Origin of the sequence: Mariprofundus sp. NF, assembly GCF_013387455.1 — a bacterium.
Classification (GTDB): domain Bacteria; phylum Pseudomonadota; class Zetaproteobacteria; order Mariprofundales; family Mariprofundaceae; genus Mariprofundus.
In genome coordinates, this window is record NZ_VWNC01000003.1 from 40011 (window position 1) to 59785 (window position 19775).

The 19775-nt window shown below is 49.7% G+C and carries 16 protein-coding genes; 3 read left to right on the forward strand and 13 right to left on the reverse strand.

Annotated elements, in window-relative coordinates; genetic code table 11:
- Window positions 1-76 precede the first annotated feature (76 nt).
- Entirely contained in the window at window positions 77-2062 is a 1986-nt protein-coding gene (locus tag F3F96_RS05470; protein WP_176962248.1) for an ATP-dependent helicase, read from the reverse strand.
- Window positions 2063-2153: 91 nt separating this feature from the next.
- Between F3F96_RS05470 and F3F96_RS05475 the strand changes: the two genes are divergently transcribed.
- Window positions 2154-3515: a phosphomannomutase/phosphoglucomutase gene (locus F3F96_RS05475; protein ID WP_176962249.1), complete on the forward strand. Its 1362-nt coding sequence runs from the start codon at window positions 2154-2156 to the stop codon at window positions 3513-3515.
- 7 nt (window positions 3516-3522) lie between these two features.
- Here the strand turns inward: F3F96_RS05475 and fliS (F3F96_RS05480) are convergent, their stop codons facing one another.
- The 9 genes from fliS (F3F96_RS05480) to F3F96_RS12545 all read right to left on the reverse strand — a co-directional run bounded on the left by fliS (F3F96_RS05480) (window position 3523) and on the right by F3F96_RS12545 (window position 13425).
- Complete coding sequence (gene fliS / locus F3F96_RS05480) at window positions 3523-3927, reverse strand: flagellar export chaperone FliS (RefSeq protein WP_176962250.1); 405 nt, start codon at window positions 3925-3927, stop codon at window positions 3523-3525.
- Window positions 3928-4053: 126 nt separating this feature from the next.
- The gene (locus F3F96_RS05485; protein ID WP_176962251.1) at window positions 4054-5811 is read right to left on the reverse strand and encodes a tetratricopeptide repeat protein; all 1758 of its coding nucleotides are present in this window, start codon (window positions 5809-5811) and stop codon (window positions 4054-4056) included.
- A gap of 137 nt (window positions 5812-5948) precedes the next feature.
- Window positions 5949-6281, reverse strand: coding sequence for a hypothetical protein (locus F3F96_RS05490; protein ID WP_176962252.1), 333 nt, complete (start codon window positions 6279-6281; stop codon window positions 5949-5951).
- Window positions 6278-6721 (reverse strand): flagellar export chaperone FliS, encoded by a 444-nt coding sequence (gene fliS / locus F3F96_RS05495; protein ID WP_176962253.1) that lies wholly within the window; start codon window positions 6719-6721, stop codon window positions 6278-6280. Before fliS (F3F96_RS05495) ends, F3F96_RS05490 begins: the two co-directional genes overlap by 4 nt.
- Before the next feature lie 111 nt (window positions 6722-6832).
- Window positions 6833-9175, reverse strand: coding sequence for a flagellar filament capping protein FliD (gene fliD / locus F3F96_RS05500; RefSeq protein WP_176962254.1), 2343 nt, complete (start codon window positions 9173-9175; stop codon window positions 6833-6835).
- Window positions 9176-9181: 6 nt separating this feature from the next.
- Entirely contained in the window at window positions 9182-9547 is a 366-nt protein-coding gene (locus F3F96_RS05505) for a flagellar protein FlaG (RefSeq protein ID WP_176962255.1), read from the reverse strand.
- A gap of 66 nt (window positions 9548-9613) precedes the next feature.
- Window positions 9614-10780: a flagellin gene (locus F3F96_RS05510; RefSeq protein ID WP_176962256.1), complete on the reverse strand. Its 1167-nt coding sequence runs from the start codon at window positions 10778-10780 to the stop codon at window positions 9614-9616.
- A gap of 154 nt (window positions 10781-10934) precedes the next feature.
- Entirely contained in the window at window positions 10935-13016 is a 2082-nt protein-coding gene (locus tag F3F96_RS05515) for a glycosyltransferase family 41 protein (RefSeq protein WP_176962257.1), read from the reverse strand.
- Between the two features lie 277 nt (window positions 13017-13293).
- A complete protein-coding gene (locus tag F3F96_RS12545) occupies window positions 13294-13425 on the reverse strand; it encodes a hypothetical protein (protein ID WP_255461223.1) in 132 nt (43 codons plus the stop codon).
- 93 nt (window positions 13426-13518) lie between these two features.
- Between F3F96_RS12545 and F3F96_RS05520 the strand changes: the two genes are divergently transcribed.
- Entirely contained in the window at window positions 13519-16527 is a 3009-nt protein-coding gene (locus F3F96_RS05520; protein ID WP_176962258.1) for an FkbM family methyltransferase, read from the forward strand.
- Between the two features lie 289 nt (window positions 16528-16816).
- Entirely contained in the window at window positions 16817-17212 is a 396-nt protein-coding gene (locus tag F3F96_RS05525) for a hypothetical protein (protein WP_176959212.1), read from the forward strand.
- 62 nt (window positions 17213-17274) lie between these two features.
- Here F3F96_RS05525 and mnmA read toward each other — a convergent pair whose 3' ends face one another.
- The 3 genes from mnmA to F3F96_RS05540 are packed head-to-tail and all read right to left on the reverse strand — an operon-like array spanning window position 17275 to window position 19739.
- Entirely contained in the window at window positions 17275-18399 is a 1125-nt protein-coding gene (mnmA, locus tag F3F96_RS05530) for a tRNA 2-thiouridine(34) synthase MnmA (protein ID WP_176962259.1), read from the reverse strand.
- 9 nt (window positions 18400-18408) lie between these two features.
- Window positions 18409-19260, reverse strand: coding sequence for a DUF4743 domain-containing protein (locus F3F96_RS05535; protein ID WP_176962260.1), 852 nt, complete (start codon window positions 19258-19260; stop codon window positions 18409-18411).
- On the reverse strand, window positions 19260-19739 hold the full coding sequence (locus tag F3F96_RS05540) for a VOC family protein (protein WP_176962261.1): 480 nt from the start codon (window positions 19737-19739) through the stop codon (window positions 19260-19262). The genes F3F96_RS05535 and F3F96_RS05540 overlap by 1 nt, the downstream gene beginning before the upstream one ends.
- Window positions 19740-19775: the final 36 nt, after the last annotated feature.

The window sequence follows — 19775 nt, forward strand, 5'->3', positions numbered from 1 at the left end:
GACATGCGATTCGGGTCAGGTCTACTTTTGTACCATCAAGATATTTGAAGCAAGCTTCTTCTCATAAGAGAGGGTACTATTTTCCAGCCTGACGTTCCAGATTTCTGCGCATGGCGGCCATGAAATCTTCGGCCTCTTCCTGCGCCGCTTCGCTATCTTTATCGCGATCCACCCAGCGCATGACTGACTGATCCGGCTCTTTGAGGAATGGTGAAGGTGCACACTTCTCCTTCTGACCGAAACGTTTGCGCACGCGGGTGTAACTCAGCGTAAGGAAGTAACGGGCTCGGGTCATCGCCACATACATCAGGCGACGCTCCTCCTCCATGCGATTCTCTTCCAATGCGCTCTGATGCGGGAACATGCCATCCTCGACACCAACCACATAGACATGATCAAACTCCAGTCCTTTGGAGCCATGTACGGTCATCAGTCGCACCTGACCGGAGGGATCATCATCCTTCTTATCGGCCATAAGGAAAATATCCTGCAGGAAGCTGGAGAGATCGCCGCCCTTCTCACTATGCATGATCCACCAGCGGCGCAGCTCCATGAGGTTACCCATGCGCATCTCAGCCTTCGCCTCATCCTCCGCTTCAGCCCGGATAGCTGCTTCGAGATGGGTCATATCCAGCGTGGCATCAAAGGCCTCATCTGCTTCACCATGTTTAAACTGGAACTCCAGCGCTACAATCAGATCACCGAACTCATGCAGACTATGTGCCTTTTTATGCTCAAGCTCATCGTGCTGGCAGGCCTCCAGCAGTGAACAGCTGTGCGCCATGGCAAACTGTCCCAGCTCACCGAGCGCTTTATCACCAATACCGCGGCGGGGCCGGGCAATAGCGCGCATAAAAGCGAGATCATCATCAAAGTTGGCGATCAGGCGCAGGTAAGCCAGCAGATCCTGAATCTCGGCACGGTCGAAAAAGGAGAGGCCACCAGTAATATGATAAGGGATCTTCTCCCGGCGCATCGCCAGCTCAATCTCTCTGGCCTGATAGGAGGCACGATACAACACACAGAAATGATCCCAGTTGCTGCCGCACTCTCCATCATCAGCGCGCATGCGCGCACCCTTGATATCGGTAGCGACCCGCTGCGCCTCCTCTTCAGGGTTGGGGGACTCCCAAACGCGAACCGGTTTGCCCTTGCCCAGATTGGAGCGCAACGATTTACCGAGCCTCTCGGTGTTTTTAGCTATCAGTGAGTTCGATGCATCAAGAATGCAGCCGGTAGAGCGATAGTTCTCCTCCAGCTTAATCACAGTGAGTGTCGGGTAGTCACGATCAAGCAGGAAGAGGTTTTTCACCTCCGCCCCGCGCCAGCCATAGATCGACTGATCATCATCCCCCACCACGGTCAAGTTACCCTTCTCAGGCACCAGCAGCCGCACCCACTCATACTGCACACGGGATGAGTCCTGATACTCATCAACAAGAAAATGGCGGGCCCGTGAACGCCACAGGGCGCGCACTTCATCATTTTCACCAAGCAGGGTAATCGGCAATACAATCAGATCATCAAAATCGACCGCATTCATCCGCTCCAGAAGCAGATCGTAACGCTCACGAATGGCAGAGAGCTGATTGTCATGCGCCTCAATCAATCCGTTTTTCAGCGATGATATACGTGAGATCAGACGATCCACCTGATCGGCATCGGCTGGCAGCTTCATATCCGAGAGTACCGATTTAAGGGCTGACTTCTGCTCGGCTCCGGCAAATACCGAGACATTGGCACGCCGATTGAGCAATTTGGCATGCTCACGCACAATCGCCAGCCCCAGTGCATGGAAGGTACAGATGCGCAGCTTCTCGGCCTTTTTACCCAGACGCTCTGCCAGACGCTCACGCATCTCTTTGGCCGCCTTGTTGGTAAAGGTCACGGCAGTGATCGCATCTTCAGGCACATCCCGCTCAACGAGTGTTGCAATGCGCTCGGTAATCACACGTGTTTTTCCCGATCCGGCACCAGCCAGCACCAGTAGTGGGCCACCACGGTGATGGACGGCGCGATACTGCTCATCATTAAGCTGATTGGTTGACGGATTGTTAGCCATAGGCCGCGCAGCATAGAGAGGCGCAACCACTTCGCAAGTGCAACATTTAAGAAGAGGGATTAGTCTTCACTGACATTGGGAGGGGACCCTTTTGAGCAAATATTTTCCACATCACGTGTTTCGCGAATATGATATTCGCGGCATCGCAGAAACAGACATCAACGAAGAGTTGGCTTACCGGCTGGGCAAAGCCTATGCGGCTATGCTGCCTGCCGGTGAATCCCGCCCGGTGATTGTTGGCCGTGATGTGCGCCTCTCCGGCCCCCTGCTGCAACGTGCACTGGTGCGCGGACTGACTGATGCGGGCCTTGATGTGCTGGATATCGGCATTGTCCCTACCCCGCTGGCCTATTACGCCGTCTATACACTTGATGCAGCCGGAAGTGTGCAGGTAACCGCAAGTCATAACCCCGGTGACTATAACGGGTTTAAGATGATGATTGGCAAATCAAGCCTCTACGGCGACGAGATTCAGGAGATTAAACAGCTGATTCAGCAGGATTCCCCTGATGCAGAGAGTCCCGGCAGCTACGCTCAGAGCTGCATTATCGACAGCTACATCGATTTTGTTGTCAATGACTGTCCGCTGGCTTACCCGCTGAAGGTGGTAATTGATGCGGGCAACGGCCCTTCAGGCACCATTGCCGCCCCGCTCTACCGGCGTCTGGGTTGTGAAGTGATCGAACTCTACTGTGAACCGGATGGCAACTTCCCCAACCACCACCCTGACCCGACCATTGAAGCTAACATGGCTGATCTGGCCAAGACCGTTCGCCGGGAAAAGGCAGATCTGGGCATCGCTTTTGATGGTGATGGTGATCGTATCGGCATCGTTGATGAAAATGGTGAGATGGTCTGGAGTGATATGCTGCTACTGCTGCTATCGCGTCACCTTCTCAAAGCGTATCCGGGCGCCACAATCATCTCCGAAGTAAAATGTTCGCAGCATATGTATGACGGCATTACCAAGGCCGGTGGCAAGCCGGTGATGTGGCGTACCGGTCACTCACCGATCAAAGCGAAGATGAAAGAGACCGGTGCCCTGCTGGCCGGTGAGATGAGTGGCCATATGTTCTTTGCCGACCGCTTCTTCGGTTTTGATGATGCCGCATATGCCGGTGCCCGTGTGATGCAGATGCTCACAGCCTGCAAAGCCAGTTTTGCTGATCTGTTAACCGGTATTCCGAAATCGGTTGCCACCCCTGAACTGCGCGTGGAGTGCAGTGATGCACGCAAGTTTGATCTGGTGCAGGAGGCCGTTGCCCACTTCAGGGCAGAGGGTTTCGAGATTATCGATATCGATGGTATGCGCATCCAGTTCAGTGATGGCTGGGCACTGCTACGTGCATCCAATACGCAACCGGCACTGGTGCTGCGCTTTGAAGCAGATACCCATGAGCGCTTAGCAGAGATGCGGGCTCTGATCGAAGGGTGGCTACTGGAGAACCAGTAACTGCTGATCAGGCGGCCTGTTGTTGCCTCTGAATTGGAACAACCCTGTTCTTCTGAGCCGAGAGTTCGCTCCAGCCTTCACGAAGTTTCTGAACCAGTTGAATGACCTCATCAACATGTTCCGTTGAGCCACTGCACAACCCTTCGGTAAGCCTGTTCATCATATAGACATAGAGACTGGCCAGCCCCTGGGCAACTTGCCCGCCCTCTTCCATATTCAGACTGGTGGAGAGCTCGATTAACGCCTCCATCGCCCGGCTTGTGTGTTTGGCTTCAGCCATCATATCACTGGCCTGAATCGCCAAACGTGCCTGCCCGAGTGATTTAAAGAGTGATTCATAGGTGAGCAGAACAAGACCCAGTGGCCCTGCTCCGTCAATCTGATTGCCTTGATACGTTTGATATCCGCTCATAGGTGCCTCCTTGCATGATTCAACAGGTTGCGCTCATCGACAACCATCCTTCTACTACAAGAATGTATCGCAGAGAAGTGGGCAGACTTTAGTTGGATTTACGAAAAACAGTGACTCACAGTAGGTCTATTGACCTGATTGAGTATCACACCATGTTTGCCATGCAGTTTTATAGGCATCTTCCAGTTGCAAGGTAAAACGCTCGCCATTACATAATCTCTGTTGCAAAAGATCCCGCAAACTAAAACGCAACTGCTGCAGCCGCACCTGATCCATAGCCAAAGCTTTGGCGACAGCGATATACTGTTCAGAACTCGATGCAGCCAGTGTCTCTAAATCCAGATTTGATAAAATACTGAGCCCTACCCGGCTTGCATGCAGATCACCATACAGTGTGACCATTGGCACGCCCATCCACAGCGCCTCAAAACTCGTGGTTGTACCGTTATAGGGAAAACTATCCAGCGCTATATCAACTTGATGATAGAGAGCCAGATGATCCTGCGGTGATGGCATACGCCCATGCAGTATCAGACGATTGGCACCCACGCCATGTTTTCGAAAGGCTCGCAACAGTTGGCGCTGTATCTCTTTATCAGTCAATGCACTGTTTTTAAGTAACAGGCGAGAGGCTGGCACAGCCTTGAGAAGTGCACTCCAGCATTGAATAAGCTCAGGCTGAATCTTGGCCATGGCGTTAAAACATCCAAAGGTGATATATCCTTTTGCTTCATTGGGTGGCATCTCAACATCGGGTGCTTCATGTGGCGCAGAAAAGCACAAAAAGCCATCCGGCAAACGCAGCAGAGCTTCCGAATGCCAGCGCTCATTACCCGCAGGGTCTGCCCAGAGATCAGTAATCCTATAATCGATAGATGAGAGGCCTGTAGTATTCGGATAACCGAGGTAGGTCATTTGAACCGGTGCCGGTTTCTCGGCAAAGACAAGCAGCCGCTGAATAGAGGTGTGCCCACCTAAATCCACGAGAATATCGATACCATCTTGACGAACCTGTTGTGCCACTGCCTCATCAGGCAGATGGCTTACATCACGCCAGACATCAGCCGATTCAATAAGGCGCTGGGTAACATCATCGGCTTTGAGCACGCTGGAGTAACAGAAAACCTCAAATCTGTCGCGCTGATGCTGCCTGAGCAGAGGTTCAAAAAAATAGGCCACAGAGTGTCGATAAAAATCAGCCGAGACATAACCGATGCGTAAACGCCTGTTTTGATCCGGGCTGTTCACATAAGAGCTCGGAGATGGCATTGCCCTTCTGGCATAGCTTGCAGCAAACCGCAGGTGCTCATCAAGGAGGCGCTGCCCATCGGTAATATGGTAATTCAGATTAAACAGATAATTACTGGCTATGCTCACATGATTGGGATGCTGCTGTTTAGCTCGCTCCAGCAACGCTTCCGCCTTAGCTGTATGGCCTTGATCCCGAAACAGAATGGCCAAATTAAGTTTAGCCCCGTCAAAATTCGGATTGAGAACCAGTGACCTTTCAATGGCTTTCTGAGCCTGTACAAGGTTTCCTTTTCGCTTAAGCGCATTACCAAGGTTAAAGTGGGTATCGGCAAGGCGCGGATTCATTTTGATCGCCCGACGGTAGGTTGCTATACCTTCATCCAGACGTCCCTGGGCACACTGCACACTACCCAGATGATTGCTAAACATAGCTTCACCAGGCCGCAAAGAGACTGCAACCAACAGGTACTGCTCAGCCTCAGCCAATTTTCCCTGCCTATATGCCAGAAGCCCTAGAAGATGGCGCCCCTGCGCGAAACTCTCATCTTCAGGCGCAATGCTCTGGCAAATCTGCTCAACCTCATCGAAACGATTTTGGTTAAACAGTTCAATAGCATTAGAAATCGCTGTCACTAAAGATCTCCCCTCGCTCCGAATAGACCATATTGAGCACTACCCACTATAGGATTAAGAGACTTCTGAACAAGCTCGAATTTGTTTCTGTGAGGGTTTTTCGTAAAGGCAGAAATCACTAGTTAGAGCAGTTACGTTTAGCTTTCAAGTGCCTCTTTAATCATCTCTACCTTTCTCATGCCTTTCTCGAGTGATTCGATATCGGACTCTGCCGTGCTGATTTGCGATGATAACTGACGCTGAGTGCGCCGGAACTGAAGATTCAGGTTTTTTAATTGACTGACAAGGTTGTCATCCAGATCTGAAAGATCGTCAACAATGGAACGAAGGCGATCCATTTCATGGTTAACGCTTCTGTTTCTGTCTCCAAGTTTTGCCCAGTTTCGTCCACGCATGCAGCGATTCAACCCATCCAGAGCCTTCAGGCAACTGGATATCTGATCCTGAACGGCGTCAGGAGACGTTTTCACAGACCATATGCCATCGCGGGCTGGAATGAATTAGCCGACACCGGCTGGCGAGCCACTGACTGAGCTGACTTTTTTTCATGCTGATCAGCAAGCTCCTGCCAGCCATCACGCAGAGTCTGGGCAAGTGTCATCACTTCATCCACGCCCCTTGCTGAGCCTGAGCACATATTTTCTGTCAGGGTGTTAATCATATAGACGTAGAGTCGAGCCAGGCCAATGGCAACATCACCACCCTCTTCCACATTCAGCGATGATGAGAGCTCAATAATGGCCTCAAGTGCACGCCCGGTATGTTCGCCTTCCTGATTGAAATCACCTGATTCAATGGCAAGCTGAGCACGGCCCAAAGCCCGGTTGAGCGCATCATAGGTTAATAGTACAAGCCCTAGAGGTCCTGCCCCGTCAACCTGATTTCCTTTATATGCCTTATAACCTGTCATATAAGCCTCCGTGCGTTGTTATGTTTAAATTGACGTTCATCGTCAACTGTTTGCTGTATATATCTATCGGATTTTCTAAACCAAACTAAAGTCTAAAAGTCACTTTTTTTGTTAATTTCCAGCATTTTGTGCATCAATGATTGCAGTAATAAAATCTCCTGAAGCCTGCAGGCCGGAAAGTACCTGCTGCATCTGTGTGAACTGTCTGGTAAGCGCCTCACGCTGACTGGCCATTAACTCTTCCATATTGGCTATACGATCAGACAGCGTTGTATAGATATCCATACTCGCCTGTTCCCTGTTCTGGAAAAGACCGGTAATCGGATTGGTAAACAGGGAGAGCTGGCCATCAAATCTGGCACCAATACCGATACCAACGGTCAGGTCGATAACACCTGTCGTTGCTCCGGTATAGTAGACACCCATGCCATCGACAATACCATCTGAGCCTTGCAGCAGCTGTCCTTTACCTGTTGCAGAGAGGCCATTAATCGTACCTTCTACATCAAGACCGACTGCTGCCTGATCGGCAATACCCAGGCCATCGACACTCTGAGCAATGGAGAAACCACTTGATGAGCCATATGCTGCAGATTGAATTTTCACACCATTGCCCGATACAACAGCTTCCATATTCATCGCATAACGACCTTCAGTCACCACAGAATCTGTGCCGAAAGCGAGTGTGCCACCACCCTCGTTATTTGCGGTCAAGGCGATAGATAACTGACTGTCACCCGACTGAATATCTGTAATCTGGATGTTTCCATTCACATCAAGCGATGCAACCACCTGCTGATTGTAAGCACTCTGAATCGCTGAAAGCAAACCTGATATGGTATCTGAAATCGGATCCAGCACGGTATAGGATGAATTCACAGCCAGACCAGTACGGGTCGTACCGGTAATCGACACCGTATCCCCTACAGCCACACCCAGAGCCAGATCATTAAATAGATTCGAGGCAGTGGCCGGTGAACCACCCACTGTCAGTGCAGTACTCAGTTTGTGCTGCTCTGTTGCCACACGCTGAAACTCACTGTTCAGTGCAGTGATAATCGCTGACTGCGTCTGGCCTGCAGTCAGATTCACTACTGCCTGACGGGCACTGTTGGTTTCAGTCAGCGTCACCGTCTGATCAGAAGCAAGCGCCACGGAAAGATCGGCCGAACCGGTAACAGATGCCTGCGTTGCTGCCTGGGTAACATTCACCGAATAGGTGCCGGAGGTGCTGTTATCACCATGAATCAGAAACTGCATGTTGATATTGGTGCTGCTGCCATTGGCCACAAACAGATCGCGAATGGTGTTCGGATCGCTGGCGACAATGGGGGCAAACAGGTTGTCATTGATCGATAGCTGCCCGTACTGATCAGGCTCTACGCCAATGCTGACCAGACTATTGCGATCCGATGCCAGACCCGGAACGGTCTGCAACAGTGTGGCAGAGAGTGAATTCTGCAGGTTTCTCAGCAGCGCTTCACCTGATAACACACCACTCTGTCCGGTTGCTTCATCGAACTGGAACTGTTCATTGATCAGCGTCTGTACGCTGTTATAACCATCCACAAATGACTGAACACTATCTCTCAACGAGGTCTCATCCACACCAATGGTCATATTGATCGATACGGTCGGATCCGACTGTTTAAGGGTAAAGGTCACTCCGGAAAGAACATCTGAAATCGTATTGCTACTGCGCGTCAATGTTAACCCATCAACGGAGATCTGAGCATCCTGTGCGGTCTGTACGGTTTGACGCTGATTGGCCTGACCCACAGCACCAAGTTGGAGGTTGGCCAACGTACCTGCGGCATCAAGATCTACTCCACTTAACGTATAACCCGTGGCCCCGGTTGCATCGGCAACCAGTGTCAGACGGAAATCACTGTCTGATACTTTAACAACAGATGCAGTAACGCCTGTTGCTGCTGCACCACTGTTGGCCTGATTAATATTTGCTGCGATATCCTGCAGTGAGTCTCCCACTGCAACAGTGACGGTAGCGCCTTCAATATCAAAAGTGCCGCTAAGATTCAGTGCTGTGGAATCACTTGTCGCTGCTGTGCCTGTATTGTCTTTTACTGCGGCTGATGATGAGAGCCGCTCTGCCTGTGCCAACTGCTCAACGATGATCGTGTGCTGGCCGGCTGAAACTGAATTGGTACCGCTAACATCCAACAAGGTGCTGGCTGTAACTGTTGCCGAGTCACTACTCAGACTGGCGGTGTACCCGAAAAATTCATTTTTATTGGCCATGCTTGTGGCCGTATTACGGAAATTGGAAAGTGAATCGCGAATATTGGTAAGAGCTTCCTGTTTGGCCAGCTCATTTTCCTGCTTACTCTGTGCAAGTGAGATCTCCAGTTTTTGAAACGACAGCAGCCCTTCTACTGCTGCTGCCGTGTCAAAACCAGCGATGCCAGTAACTTGACTTGAAATTGTATTAGCCATGTCTGTTTAGGCCATTTTATCCAGCAGCAAACCTACCATTTCTCGCATGGCAACTTTATGCTGAATAAACTCTTTGGATGGGATTTCGCGAACAACTTTGCCGCTATTCTTATCCGTTACCTGAACATACAACATTCCAAGTCTCTGTTCGTAACCAAATGAAATGTCTTCATTACTACCTGCCATTTCCTGGTTTACCTGACTAACTGCCTTCTGAACTTCCTGCTCAGTCACCTTTTTCTCGGCAGCTTGTACATTCTGTTCGCTCGAGACGGGGGCTTTTGTCGGTTGGACGGCCGGCCGAACTCCAGCTTGTCCCATATTCGGCGAAGAAAGCACTAGGCTTGATTGCATCTGTTCTATAGCAGCCATGTCTTTAACCTCCTTGCCTTTTTATGGGCTTGCCTCCCCCCGTAGGGGGAGGTTTTAGCCAGTCTCTTACCTGAACAGTGAGAGTACATTCTGTGCAGCCTGATTAGCCTGCGCCAGCATTGAAGTACCAGCCTGAGTCAGGATCTGGTTCTTGGTGAAGTTCGCCATCTCAGCAGCCATATCCGCGTCCCTGATAGATGATACTGATGCAGTTGCCTGCTCAATACTAGTTGCCAGGTTAGCAGCTACGAATGAGAGCTGGTTCTGAGTCGCACCCAGATCAGCACGTTTGGTTACCAGACTACTCAAAGCATTGGCCAATTCACCGGCATAGGCAGTTGCACCACCCACTGAGGTAAGAGCATTGGTACCAGAGATACCCAGACCAGCAGTGGTATAGCTGTTACTGAATGCCACAGATACCTGGTTATCCACACCAGTTGCTGCACCCACCTGGAATACAGAAGATGCACCTGTATCAGTCACCAGAGTACCGGTAGAAGCAACGGAGCCAGTGCCTGCCCCTGTTGTTTTACCAACAATAGATGAGTTGATGGTAATATCAAAACCACCGACTGAAACAGTTTGCGTTGCCTGATCTGCAGGCAGTGTTGCAATAGTTACAGCTGAAGTGGTGGTTCCATCAAAGATTTGAATTGCATCACCAGCCTGGAAGGTATTGGTAACACCGGTCTGATCCAGATACGTAATAGTAAATGCGGTGTTTGAAGCGGCACCATTTACAGCAATACTGGAAATACCGTTGGTGGTGGTATCATCAACAGTTGAGACACCAGTGATTGCTGTACCTGCAGAGCCATTCAACAGTTTAGTACCGTTATACTCAGTGTTGGCAGCGATCTTGTTGATTGCAGACTCGAGTTTACCGCGTTCTGCGTCGAGTGATGCAAGTTCGCCACCGTTATTGGCAGACATCGCCTGTGTAGCCAGAGACTGCAGACGAACTACCATGTTCTGAATCTCGTTTACACCCGCGTCAGCAGTTTTCACCATGGCCTGGGCCTGGGTGGCATTCAATGCCGCTGCTTTCAGACGAACGTTCTGAGAATCCAGTTTGGATGAAATAGCAAAACCTGCAGCATCATCGGCAGCCGAGTTAATACGGAAACCGGAAGACAGACGCTCCAGAGATTTGTTCATGTTCATGCTATTGGTGTTGAGGTGTTTAAGGGCCGTTACAGCCGCATTATTGGTTTGGACGGATAGTGCCATTTTATTCTCTCCTTAGTATGTAGTTAACGTGAACGACTTCCTGCCCTGTCACGGTGGGGATCTTCCCCTACAAGTTCTGTTCCTCAGCCCTTGTGATAAAGTGTATCGGAGAGAAAAATCCGCACTTTAATTTTTTTCTACTTTTTTTTTCATATCACCCATCCCCGGATTCAAGCCACTGCTGCCACATTGCTCGGAACTGCCCTTCCAGTGCAACGGTCAGGCTTTCTGCATCACACAGCTCTGAATCCATCATCTTACCTCTTAGCGTAGCACGAACCTCTCGTAGCCTTGCCCTGTCTGCAGCCAGATCAGCGACTATATTTATATATGCATCTTCATCGTCCGCAATAAGACTCTCAAGTCCTACCCTACTTACTAGCGTAGATCCGACGCAGCCAGCATGCAACTTACCAGCCCGTGTCACCACAGGCACCCCCATCCAGAGCGCCTCACAGGTTGTTGTGGTGCCATTGTAGGGAAAGCTGTCCAGAGCAATGTCTGCCAGTCTGTAGTAAGACAGATGCTCTTCACAGCTACTGGCCCATGTGAAAATCTCGATACGCTCAGAAGCAATGCCCTGATCCGCGAAGAGTTTAAGGAGATGGTCGCGCACCCCCTCATCCTTGAATGAGAAGTGTTTCACCATCAATCGTGATTCCGGCACAGCATGCAACAAGCGTGACCACAGCTTGATAACTTCAGGGCCGATCTTGGCCATATGGTTAAATGAGACAAAACGGATAAAACCGGCCTCATCCACTGGCAGAGCAGAGACATCGGGAGAAGACTCATAAGGTGTAAAAGCGATAAAGCAACGGGGCAGACGGATTAACCGCTCGCTATGGAACGCATTACTGTATTCAGGATCTGCTATCTGATCTGTTATACGATAGTCCATCACCTGCATGCCTGTGGTGGCAGGGTAACCCAGATAGGTCACCTGCAGAGGTGCAGGCTTTCTGGCAAAGAGTTGCAGACGGTGATGGCTGGTATGCCCTGAGAGATCAATCAGGATATCAATCTGATCACTGCGGATCAGTTGGGCTGCCGCCTCATCTGAGAGATGGCCAATCTCACGCCAGTTGTCGGCAAAGCTGCGAAGCACCGCTGTACGCGCATCAGGCTTTAACAGATTGGAGTAACAGCTGATCTCAAACTGCTGCCCATCATGATGTTTCAACACTCCTTCAATAAAATAGGCGACGGAGTGGTTGCAGAAATCGGAGGACACATAACCGATGCGTAGCCGCCGCTGCGCTGATCGCTCATTGCTGAACTCAAGCTGCTGCAATAGCGGCTTACCATGCATCTCATCCCAGCGCAGGTGCTCTTCCAGCAAAACAGTACCATCGGTTATCGTGCAGTTAAGTTCAAAGAGAAGGTTGGAGTGGGCCTGCATATAGGATGGATTGAGTTCAATCGCTTTGCGGTAGCAGTTTAGTGCCTGCTGCTGCTCGCCCTGATCTCGAAGGTCATTGCCGAGATTGTTCCACGCCTGATGAAACTCAGGCATCAGCTTCACACTCTGGCGGTGGCTAGTCTCTGCCTCGGAGATCTTGCCTTGCGACCATAAAACATTACCAAGATAAAAGAGCGCACCGGGATCTTCAGGTGCAGCATTTACAACCTCTCTAAAACAGGATTCAGCCCCTTCATGTTTACCCTGCTCAAGCAGCACCTGCCCCAAGCCAAACAAAGCCTGCAAGGTACCACCATCCAACTCGAACAATATTCGAAGCTCAGCTTCAGCGGCCTGGAAATCCCCCATCTTTCGACAGAGATCGGCAAGATTCATGCGTGCCGAATGGAAATATTTATCCCTTACAAGCAGCTTGCGATAGAGATCAACTGCAGAGCCATGCTCACCACTATCCCTATAGAGATTGGCCAGGTTATACAGTGTATCAAAATGCTCCGGATCAAGCTTTAGAGCTTGCTTATAACTATCACGCGCTTCACTAATTCGACCAAGTTGGCGATAGACGCTGCCCTGAGTATTTATAAAACTCATCTCTTCAGGCATCAGGTTCAGAGCCTTATTCACACGTAGAAGAGCATCTTCCAGATTGCCCATCTGCATGGCATTGGCTGCTACAAGATGCCAGACATGTGCATCGTCCGCTTCACTTTCAAGCAACTGCTGACAAGCAGACTCCAGATCTTCATGTTTGCCGCTATTGTATAGTTCAATCAATCTGCCGAGTGATATATCCATCAGACCTCGAAACGCCATGCATAGCATGCTCTATCTAGTATAATTTCAATGTAAGCAGGTTACATGCCACTGCAGCACAAAGAGGTTAGCTCCAGCATCATGGACACCGGCACATAAATGGTCTCATACTTGCTTATGATAGAACACAAAAGGAATGGCATGGGATAGCTTGTAATCCTCCAGCAAGTTAGAACATCTGATATTTATCGATGACAATGCACTCAATTCAGGGGTAACGATGCAAGTTAATCAGCAGACACAGAAAAAAACAGCAGAGCAGCTCCACGAGCTAATTCTAAATGGGCATATTCAGAAAGCTGATGAGCTTCTCGGCCAGCTTGGTGAAGAGATAACCGATCTCAATCTTTTGCTGGAAGCTGGTAAATGCCGCTATTTTCAGGGTAGGCACATTGAGTCTATCGAGCACCTGGAGAAGGCTTATCAGATAGATGCAAACAACAGTGACATCCGCCAGATGCTCTGGTCCTCCTATCGTGACTGTAGAAAATACAGAGAGATGTTGGAGCTCACTACTGAAATCAGTAAAAACATCCTTTCAACCAGCGAACTACTGATGGTCTTCCGCTCCTATCTCGGTGTTTGTGACTGGCATAAAGCACGTGAATATCAGGCAGAGATCATCGCCTTGGGTAAAGATGGTAAAATTGATGCCAATATGCTTCCTGCGCTTCTGATTGAGACCTGTGCCCTTCCAGATATCGATCAGGCGTCAGTTCGTGACCTGCACCGTGAGTTTGGCACCGCCCTGTTTAATGCAAGAAAACACGATATTCCACAATCCTATCCCGCAAAAAATAAGATTGGGGGGCGGCTGAAAATCGCCTATATCTCTGCAGATCTTAATCAACACCCCGTTGGTTGCTTCATCAATCACATCATCAGCTCGCATCTTCGCGATCAGTTTGAAGTTTACTGTTATGCCCACCTGGTCAGAAGTGATGATATTACAGAACATATCAGAGCCAATGTTGATCATTTTAAGGATATAACCAGCCTTTCCGATGCCCAACTGGCAGGTCAGATTCATGCTGATGGCATTCATGTTGCCATAGATCTAGGGGGATTAACGACAAACACACGTATTGCAGCGCTTGCACATCAACCTGCTCCCGTACAAATCACCTATCTCGGTTATCCCAACACAACTGGACTCTGTACCATTGATTACCGCATCACAGATAATTTTGCTGATGAAGATAGCGATCAATATTATGTCGAGAAACTGCTTCGCATGCCTCAAAGCTTTATCTGTTACGGTTTTGACACCACCAAGTTCGCCTCTAAACAAACCCCGGCAGAATCAAAAGGCTACATCACATTTGGCTCCTTTAATCATGTCAGAAAACTCAATCCCGAAGTGATCGCAACCTGGTGTGAGATCCTGCATCGCGTTGAAGACTCAAGGTTGACTCTCAAGGCCAAAGAGCTGAGCGATGAGATCATAAAAAATAATATTCTTCGCGAATTTGAGGGTCATGGCATAACGGCTGAACGACTGCATCTACAAGGATTCACCGAACGCTATGAAGACAACTTCAAGATGTATCATGATATAGATATTGCCCTGGATACATTCCCTTATAATGGCACAACCACAACCTGCGATGCGCTCTCTATCGGTGTGCCTGTCTTAACTCTGGTGGGTAAAAGCCATGCCCAGCGTGTATCCTACTCCATTCTTAAAAACATCGGATATGAAGAAACCATCACATATAGCAGAGAGGAGTACATAGAAAAAGCGGTCCAGCTCAGCCAAAACCCTGCGGGCCTGTCTGTCGTTCGATCTTGCCTCTCAATGCTGTTCAAGCACTCCATCATGCAAAACTCGGAAGCATTTACACGGCAACTTGAGACACTCATCTCTGAGGCATGGTGCCAGAAAACAGGACTACCTCTTCCTGCTGCCTTCCAGGAAGGATATATCAAACCAACAGATATAAGTGAAATCTCTGAGACTCAAGAAGCCAGAAAAATTCGCAAGCTACACATTGGTGGTCAACAGGCACATCCTGAATGGGAGATCTTTGACGCCAACCCTTCTGCACTGGTTGATCATGTCGGCAATGCCAATGACCTTTCGAGATTTGATGACAATACCTTTGATGCGCTCTACTCCTCACATGTTCTGGAACACTTCAGTTATCAGGGGGAGCTAACTCAGGTATTAACTGAATGGCATCGCGTACTTAAACCCGAAGGTACGATCTACGCCAGCGTTCCCAATTTGGAAGTACTGTGTGAGCTATTCCTCGATAAAGAGAATCTCTCACCAGAGGATCGTTTTATGGTCATGCGCATGATGTTTGGTGGCCAGATCGATGCCTATGATTTCCATAAGGTGGGGTATAATTCTGAGACTCTGGCCAGTTACCTGTTACAGGCCGGATTTAAGAATGTACGCATGATCAATGACTTTGGCATTTTCGATGATACAAGCAAGATGAAGTTTGCAGACCGACACATCAGCCTGAATCTTATCGCTGAAAAAGAGGCTTCGCCGCCATCGGATACCACCAGTGATGCATCAACCCAAGCCGCGACAAACACTTCTCCTGATGTCTCTACGAATACATCACCACAAACTGCTGCAAGTACTTCTCCGGAGGTCACTACTGATACGCCACCACAAGCGGCTACAGCCACTTCGGATATCAGGATACAATCAGCATCATGGCTAATGCAAACAACCAGCACAAAAGAGATTGTCATTGCCGAGGTCGGCGCTCGCATTATTGACGAAGAAAGCACTGAAGCACCTGAGCTCTTCCACAACCTACAACAAGCCAGAATCATCGCATTTGAACCGGATGTTGAGGCATGTGAAAAAATCAATACTTTAACAACAGGTCGCGCCGCAAAAATCATTGCCTATCCTTATGCGCTAGGAGCTAAGAAAGGACCTCAAACGCTCTATGTCACTAACGAGGGGATGTGCTCCAGTCTTTACAAGCCCAATGAGGCATTGCTTCGTCTCTATCAAGGACTGGAAGTATCCTATCTGAAAGAAGAGGTAGCAATTGAAGTTATAGCTCTGGATGAGTTTATGAAAGTTGAGAAAATTACCGATCTCGATTTCATGAAAATTGATGTTCAAGGCGCAGAACTGGATGTATTCAAAGGCAGTGAACAGGCTCTGAAAGGTGTTATAGGAATCTGTACAGAGGTCGAATGGTCTGAGCTGTATGAAGATCAGCCGATGTTTGCAGATGTGGATAGTTATCTGAAAAGTCATGGATTCCAACTGCACCACCTGCTTGGAGTGGGCTCCCGTCCAATGAGAGGAGAACAACTACCTGGCCACCAACAATACTTATGGTCTGATGCTATTTATTTCCCGACATTACAACGTATTCAAACATTGCCATCTGACAAATTAATCAAGCTAGCTGCCATGACTATGATGTATCAGGCCTACGATCTCGCTGCCCATACACTCAAACGTTACGATGATATAAATAAAACAGAGCTGGCTTCAATATTCTGCAATGCCCTACAGCCTGCCAAGTAGATTCTGTCTACAGCTACCCACACTACCTTTGCACCTTAGCCGGAGATTCAGTCAGCTAAGGTGCAAAGTATTATGGTCCAGGATAAACCCTGGCCGGCTGAACCGGCCGACAATAATGTAAAATATTTTCTAAAGTCGGTCTATCGGCTACCGATATGTATTTCTGAAGGCCCAAAAGGCCCACGGTGGTACATGGACTCCTCCGTTCACAATTTAACACAGGGATATGATATCCCGCTTTACTGACATGATGTCAGCACATGTTATTAGACGTGAGAAGGAGAGAACCATGATCATTTTACCCGTTTCCACACCTGCCGTTGCCATTGACCAGAACACCGTCAATCAATCACAACAAAACCAGTCCCAGAGTCTGCAGGATGCACGTAAAGCTACCGATACGGTACAACTCTCTGCTGAAGCACGGAAAATGGCTGGCTCCGAATCCAACTACACTGCAACAGCCCCTGCCACCCCACCAGCGGTGGCCACACAGGAGGCATCTGCCTCAGCCAATAGTGTGTCGCTTGCAGCTGAGATTCAGAGCACTCCGACGCCTGCTCACATTGCCACGGATAATGAAGTAACCGAAAAAGTGGCAGACAGTGAAGTGGCCGAGCAGCAGAGGCCAGTCAATGCCGCGACCGGCAAACAGGAGACGACCAAGATCGACATCGTCGCCTGATCTAGTCCGATCTAGTTCTTAACGGGGTATTCGTTAGCAGGGTTTTCTCTCCCCCCCCCTCCCTATAAAATTCTGCTGACGATGCCCCCACCTAATAGTTCATCTCCAGCATAGAACGCAGCCACCTGACCGGGGGCTGTTGGTTTTTGTGGCTCATGAAATTGAATATGCAGCGCATCTCCTGTTTCACTTACTACACATGCCGCTGGCTGCATCTGATAACGCACCTTGGCAGTCACAGCTTCACAGGTATGCGGCTTGCGAATCCAGCTGATATCAGCCACCTCTACCTCGCGAATCACCGCATCCTCAGGATGCGCCACAACTACAATGGCTTTCACACCATCGAGCCCGACAACATGCCACGGACCATCGGGCAATCCTAAACCTTTGCGCTGACCCAGTGTGTAATGGGCAATGCCCTGATGACGCCCCAGCCTGTTACCCTGCGTATCAACAATATCACCTTCAATAAATCCAGCTGATGCACCTTCGCGCTTGAGAAAGGCGATGCGATCGCCGGCCGGGATAAAGCAGATATCCTGACTCTCATGTTTCTCAGCCGTTGGCAGCTTGTAAAAACGAGCAAGTTTGCGTGTATCATCCTTCTCAAGGCCACCGACAGGAAAGAGGATACGTGATGCCTGCTCACGATTGGTTGTGGCCAGAAAATAACTCTGATCCTTTTTGGCATCATTACCCTTGAGCAGATGAATGCCGGATTCATCATCGCTGCGCTGCACATAGTGACCTGTGGCCACATATTTCGCTTCCAGCTGATCAGCAGCTTTTAAGAGTGCCCCGAACTTCACAAAGCGGTTACAGCGTTCACACGGATTGGGGGTGCGCCCAGTCTCATAATCGGCCACAAACGGATCGATCACATCGCGACGGAACTCTTCGCGCATATCCATCGCATAAAACGGGATACCAACAGAATCAGCTACACGGCGCGCATCATAGGAGTCTTCAAGGGAGCAGCAGGAGCCATGCGCATTCACATCCTCACGCGAGTAGTCCCAGACATTAAGAAATACCCCGATCACATCCAGCTCGGCCTCTTTCAGCAGAGCGGCCATCACGGATGAATCCACACCGCCACTCATCGCAGCGATCACCCGCACCCCTTTCAGATGTTTCAGTCCGCCGACAACTTCAGCGATTATCTCTTCAGCAGTTCGTTCCATGGCCCAAACCTAGCACTCGACCTGGATTTGTCCTGCTGTTGCATTGTGCGGGTTAAGATCGGCCTCTATAAAACCGTGACGCTGCAGGAAATCGATAACCACCAGGTTGCAGTTGGGTTTAAAATCTTCTGTATCGCGCACAATTTCGGCCACCTTTTCAATCGGCATCAACGCAAAGCTTTCGACCTCACCGTCGGTACAGCGCGGGCTAAAGCTTTCGGGTAGAAGCAGGTCGTAACAGAAGATTGTGTCATGCCTTACCCCCTTAGCCACCTCACAGCAGTAGCTGATCTGCCCCACATATTCGGCAGCAGCAGCCAGCTCCGGCGGAATATCCGCCTCCTCCCTGCACTCCTTGGCGAGATTCTCAGCCAGCGAAATAGCATATGGAAGACCGCCAGCAACCAGCTGATCAAGCTTGCCGGGAAAGGCTCTGCGATCCGATGCCCTGCGTGCGATCCACATTGCCAATCCGTCAGAAGTCTGCACATACCCGTTAAGATGCTGACCAAAAGCACGAATGCCGAACTGTGAAACAGAAGCCCGGTCAATCTGCAGCAGCGCCGGTTTGCCAAATGCTTCGAGCACCGGAAACATCTCACCCATCAGATGCGTAACAGCACCGGACTCGGCCAAACTCGAAAGTACCGTGGCAACAGCATCTGATCGCTGTTCAAAACCGGTAAGCTGCGAATGAAGCAGCACCTGCTTATCGTTGACCACAAAACAGTCATGAAACCCGGCAAGCTGATCAGCAAAATCATGGCGAATCCGCCCCACTTCTATGCCATCAACCACAAACGGCAGAAAGTTATCGGGATTCCAGCTGTTCAGAGCTTTAATGTGATCAGCATAAGCCATCAGAGACCCCTGTCGTCCTGAACGATCTCAACCAGAATGCCGCTCGGGTCTTTGATGAAAAAGTATTGGATACCTGTTTTGCCCTCAACAACCTCAACATCATCAGCCAAGCCTAGCTGCCTGAGATGCGTCAGAGCCCCATGGATATCGGTTACCCTGATACCGAAATGTTTGATGCCGATACGCGGCAGATCAGTCGCCAGCTCTTTTGATGATTCCGGTGCCTCTGTTGCATCCTCAAAACAGAACAGCTCCAGTAACACCTCTTCCTGCTTAACAAAAGGGCCGGATTGCCGTTTGGACGACTGCAAGTCTCCCGTAGGGCGATGGGCATGGATGCCCTGAGTCAGATGGACGATTGCAACCTTCTTATCTTCGGCCTGCCAGTCGTAAACCGGCTCAAAACCAAAGGTAGCGTAAAATTCAATTGAGCTTTCCAGATTTTGGACACTTAGAGAGACATGATGAAAACTGAACATGCCAGTATCTTAACAGCCGCAAGCGGTTTGTCCTTC

Bases quoted from the DNA above. Each gene is read 5' to 3' on its own strand.
- F3F96_RS05470 (WP_176962248.1), bottom strand. From the start codon at position 2,062: ATGGCTAACAATCCGTCAACCAATCAGCTTAATGATGAGCAGTATCGC.
- F3F96_RS05535 (WP_176962260.1), bottom strand. From the start codon at position 19,260: ATGGCTTATGCTGATCACATTAAAGCTCTGAACAGCTGGAATCCCGAT.
- fliS (WP_176962253.1), bottom strand. From the start codon at position 6,721: ATGACAGGTTATAAGGCATATAAAGGAAATCAGGTTGACGGGGCAGGA.
- F3F96_RS05505 (WP_176962255.1), bottom strand. From the start codon at position 9,547: ATGGCTGCTATAGAACAGATGCAATCAAGCCTAGTGCTTTCTTCGCCG.
- mnmA (WP_176962259.1), bottom strand. From the start codon at position 18,399: ATGGAACGAACTGCTGAAGAGATAATCGCTGAAGTTGTCGGCGGACTG.
- F3F96_RS05540 (WP_176962261.1), bottom strand. From the start codon at position 19,739: ATGTTCAGTTTTCATCATGTCTCTCTAAGTGTCCAAAATCTGGAAAGC.
- fliS (WP_176962250.1), bottom strand. From the start codon at position 3,927: ATGAGCGGATATCAAACGTATCAAGGCAATCAGATTGACGGAGCAGGG.
- F3F96_RS05510 (WP_176962256.1), bottom strand. From the start codon at position 10,780: ATGGCACTATCCGTCCAAACCAATAATGCGGCTGTAACGGCCCTTAAA.
- fliD (WP_176962254.1), bottom strand. From the start codon at position 9,175: ATGGCTAATACAATTTCAAGTCAAGTTACTGGCATCGCTGGTTTTGAC.
- F3F96_RS05515 (WP_176962257.1), bottom strand. From the start codon at position 13,016: ATGGCGTTTCGAGGTCTGATGGATATATCACTCGGCAGATTGATTGAA.
- F3F96_RS05525 (WP_176959212.1), top strand. From the start codon at position 16,817: ATGATCATTTTACCCGTTTCCACACCTGCCGTTGCCATTGACCAGAAC.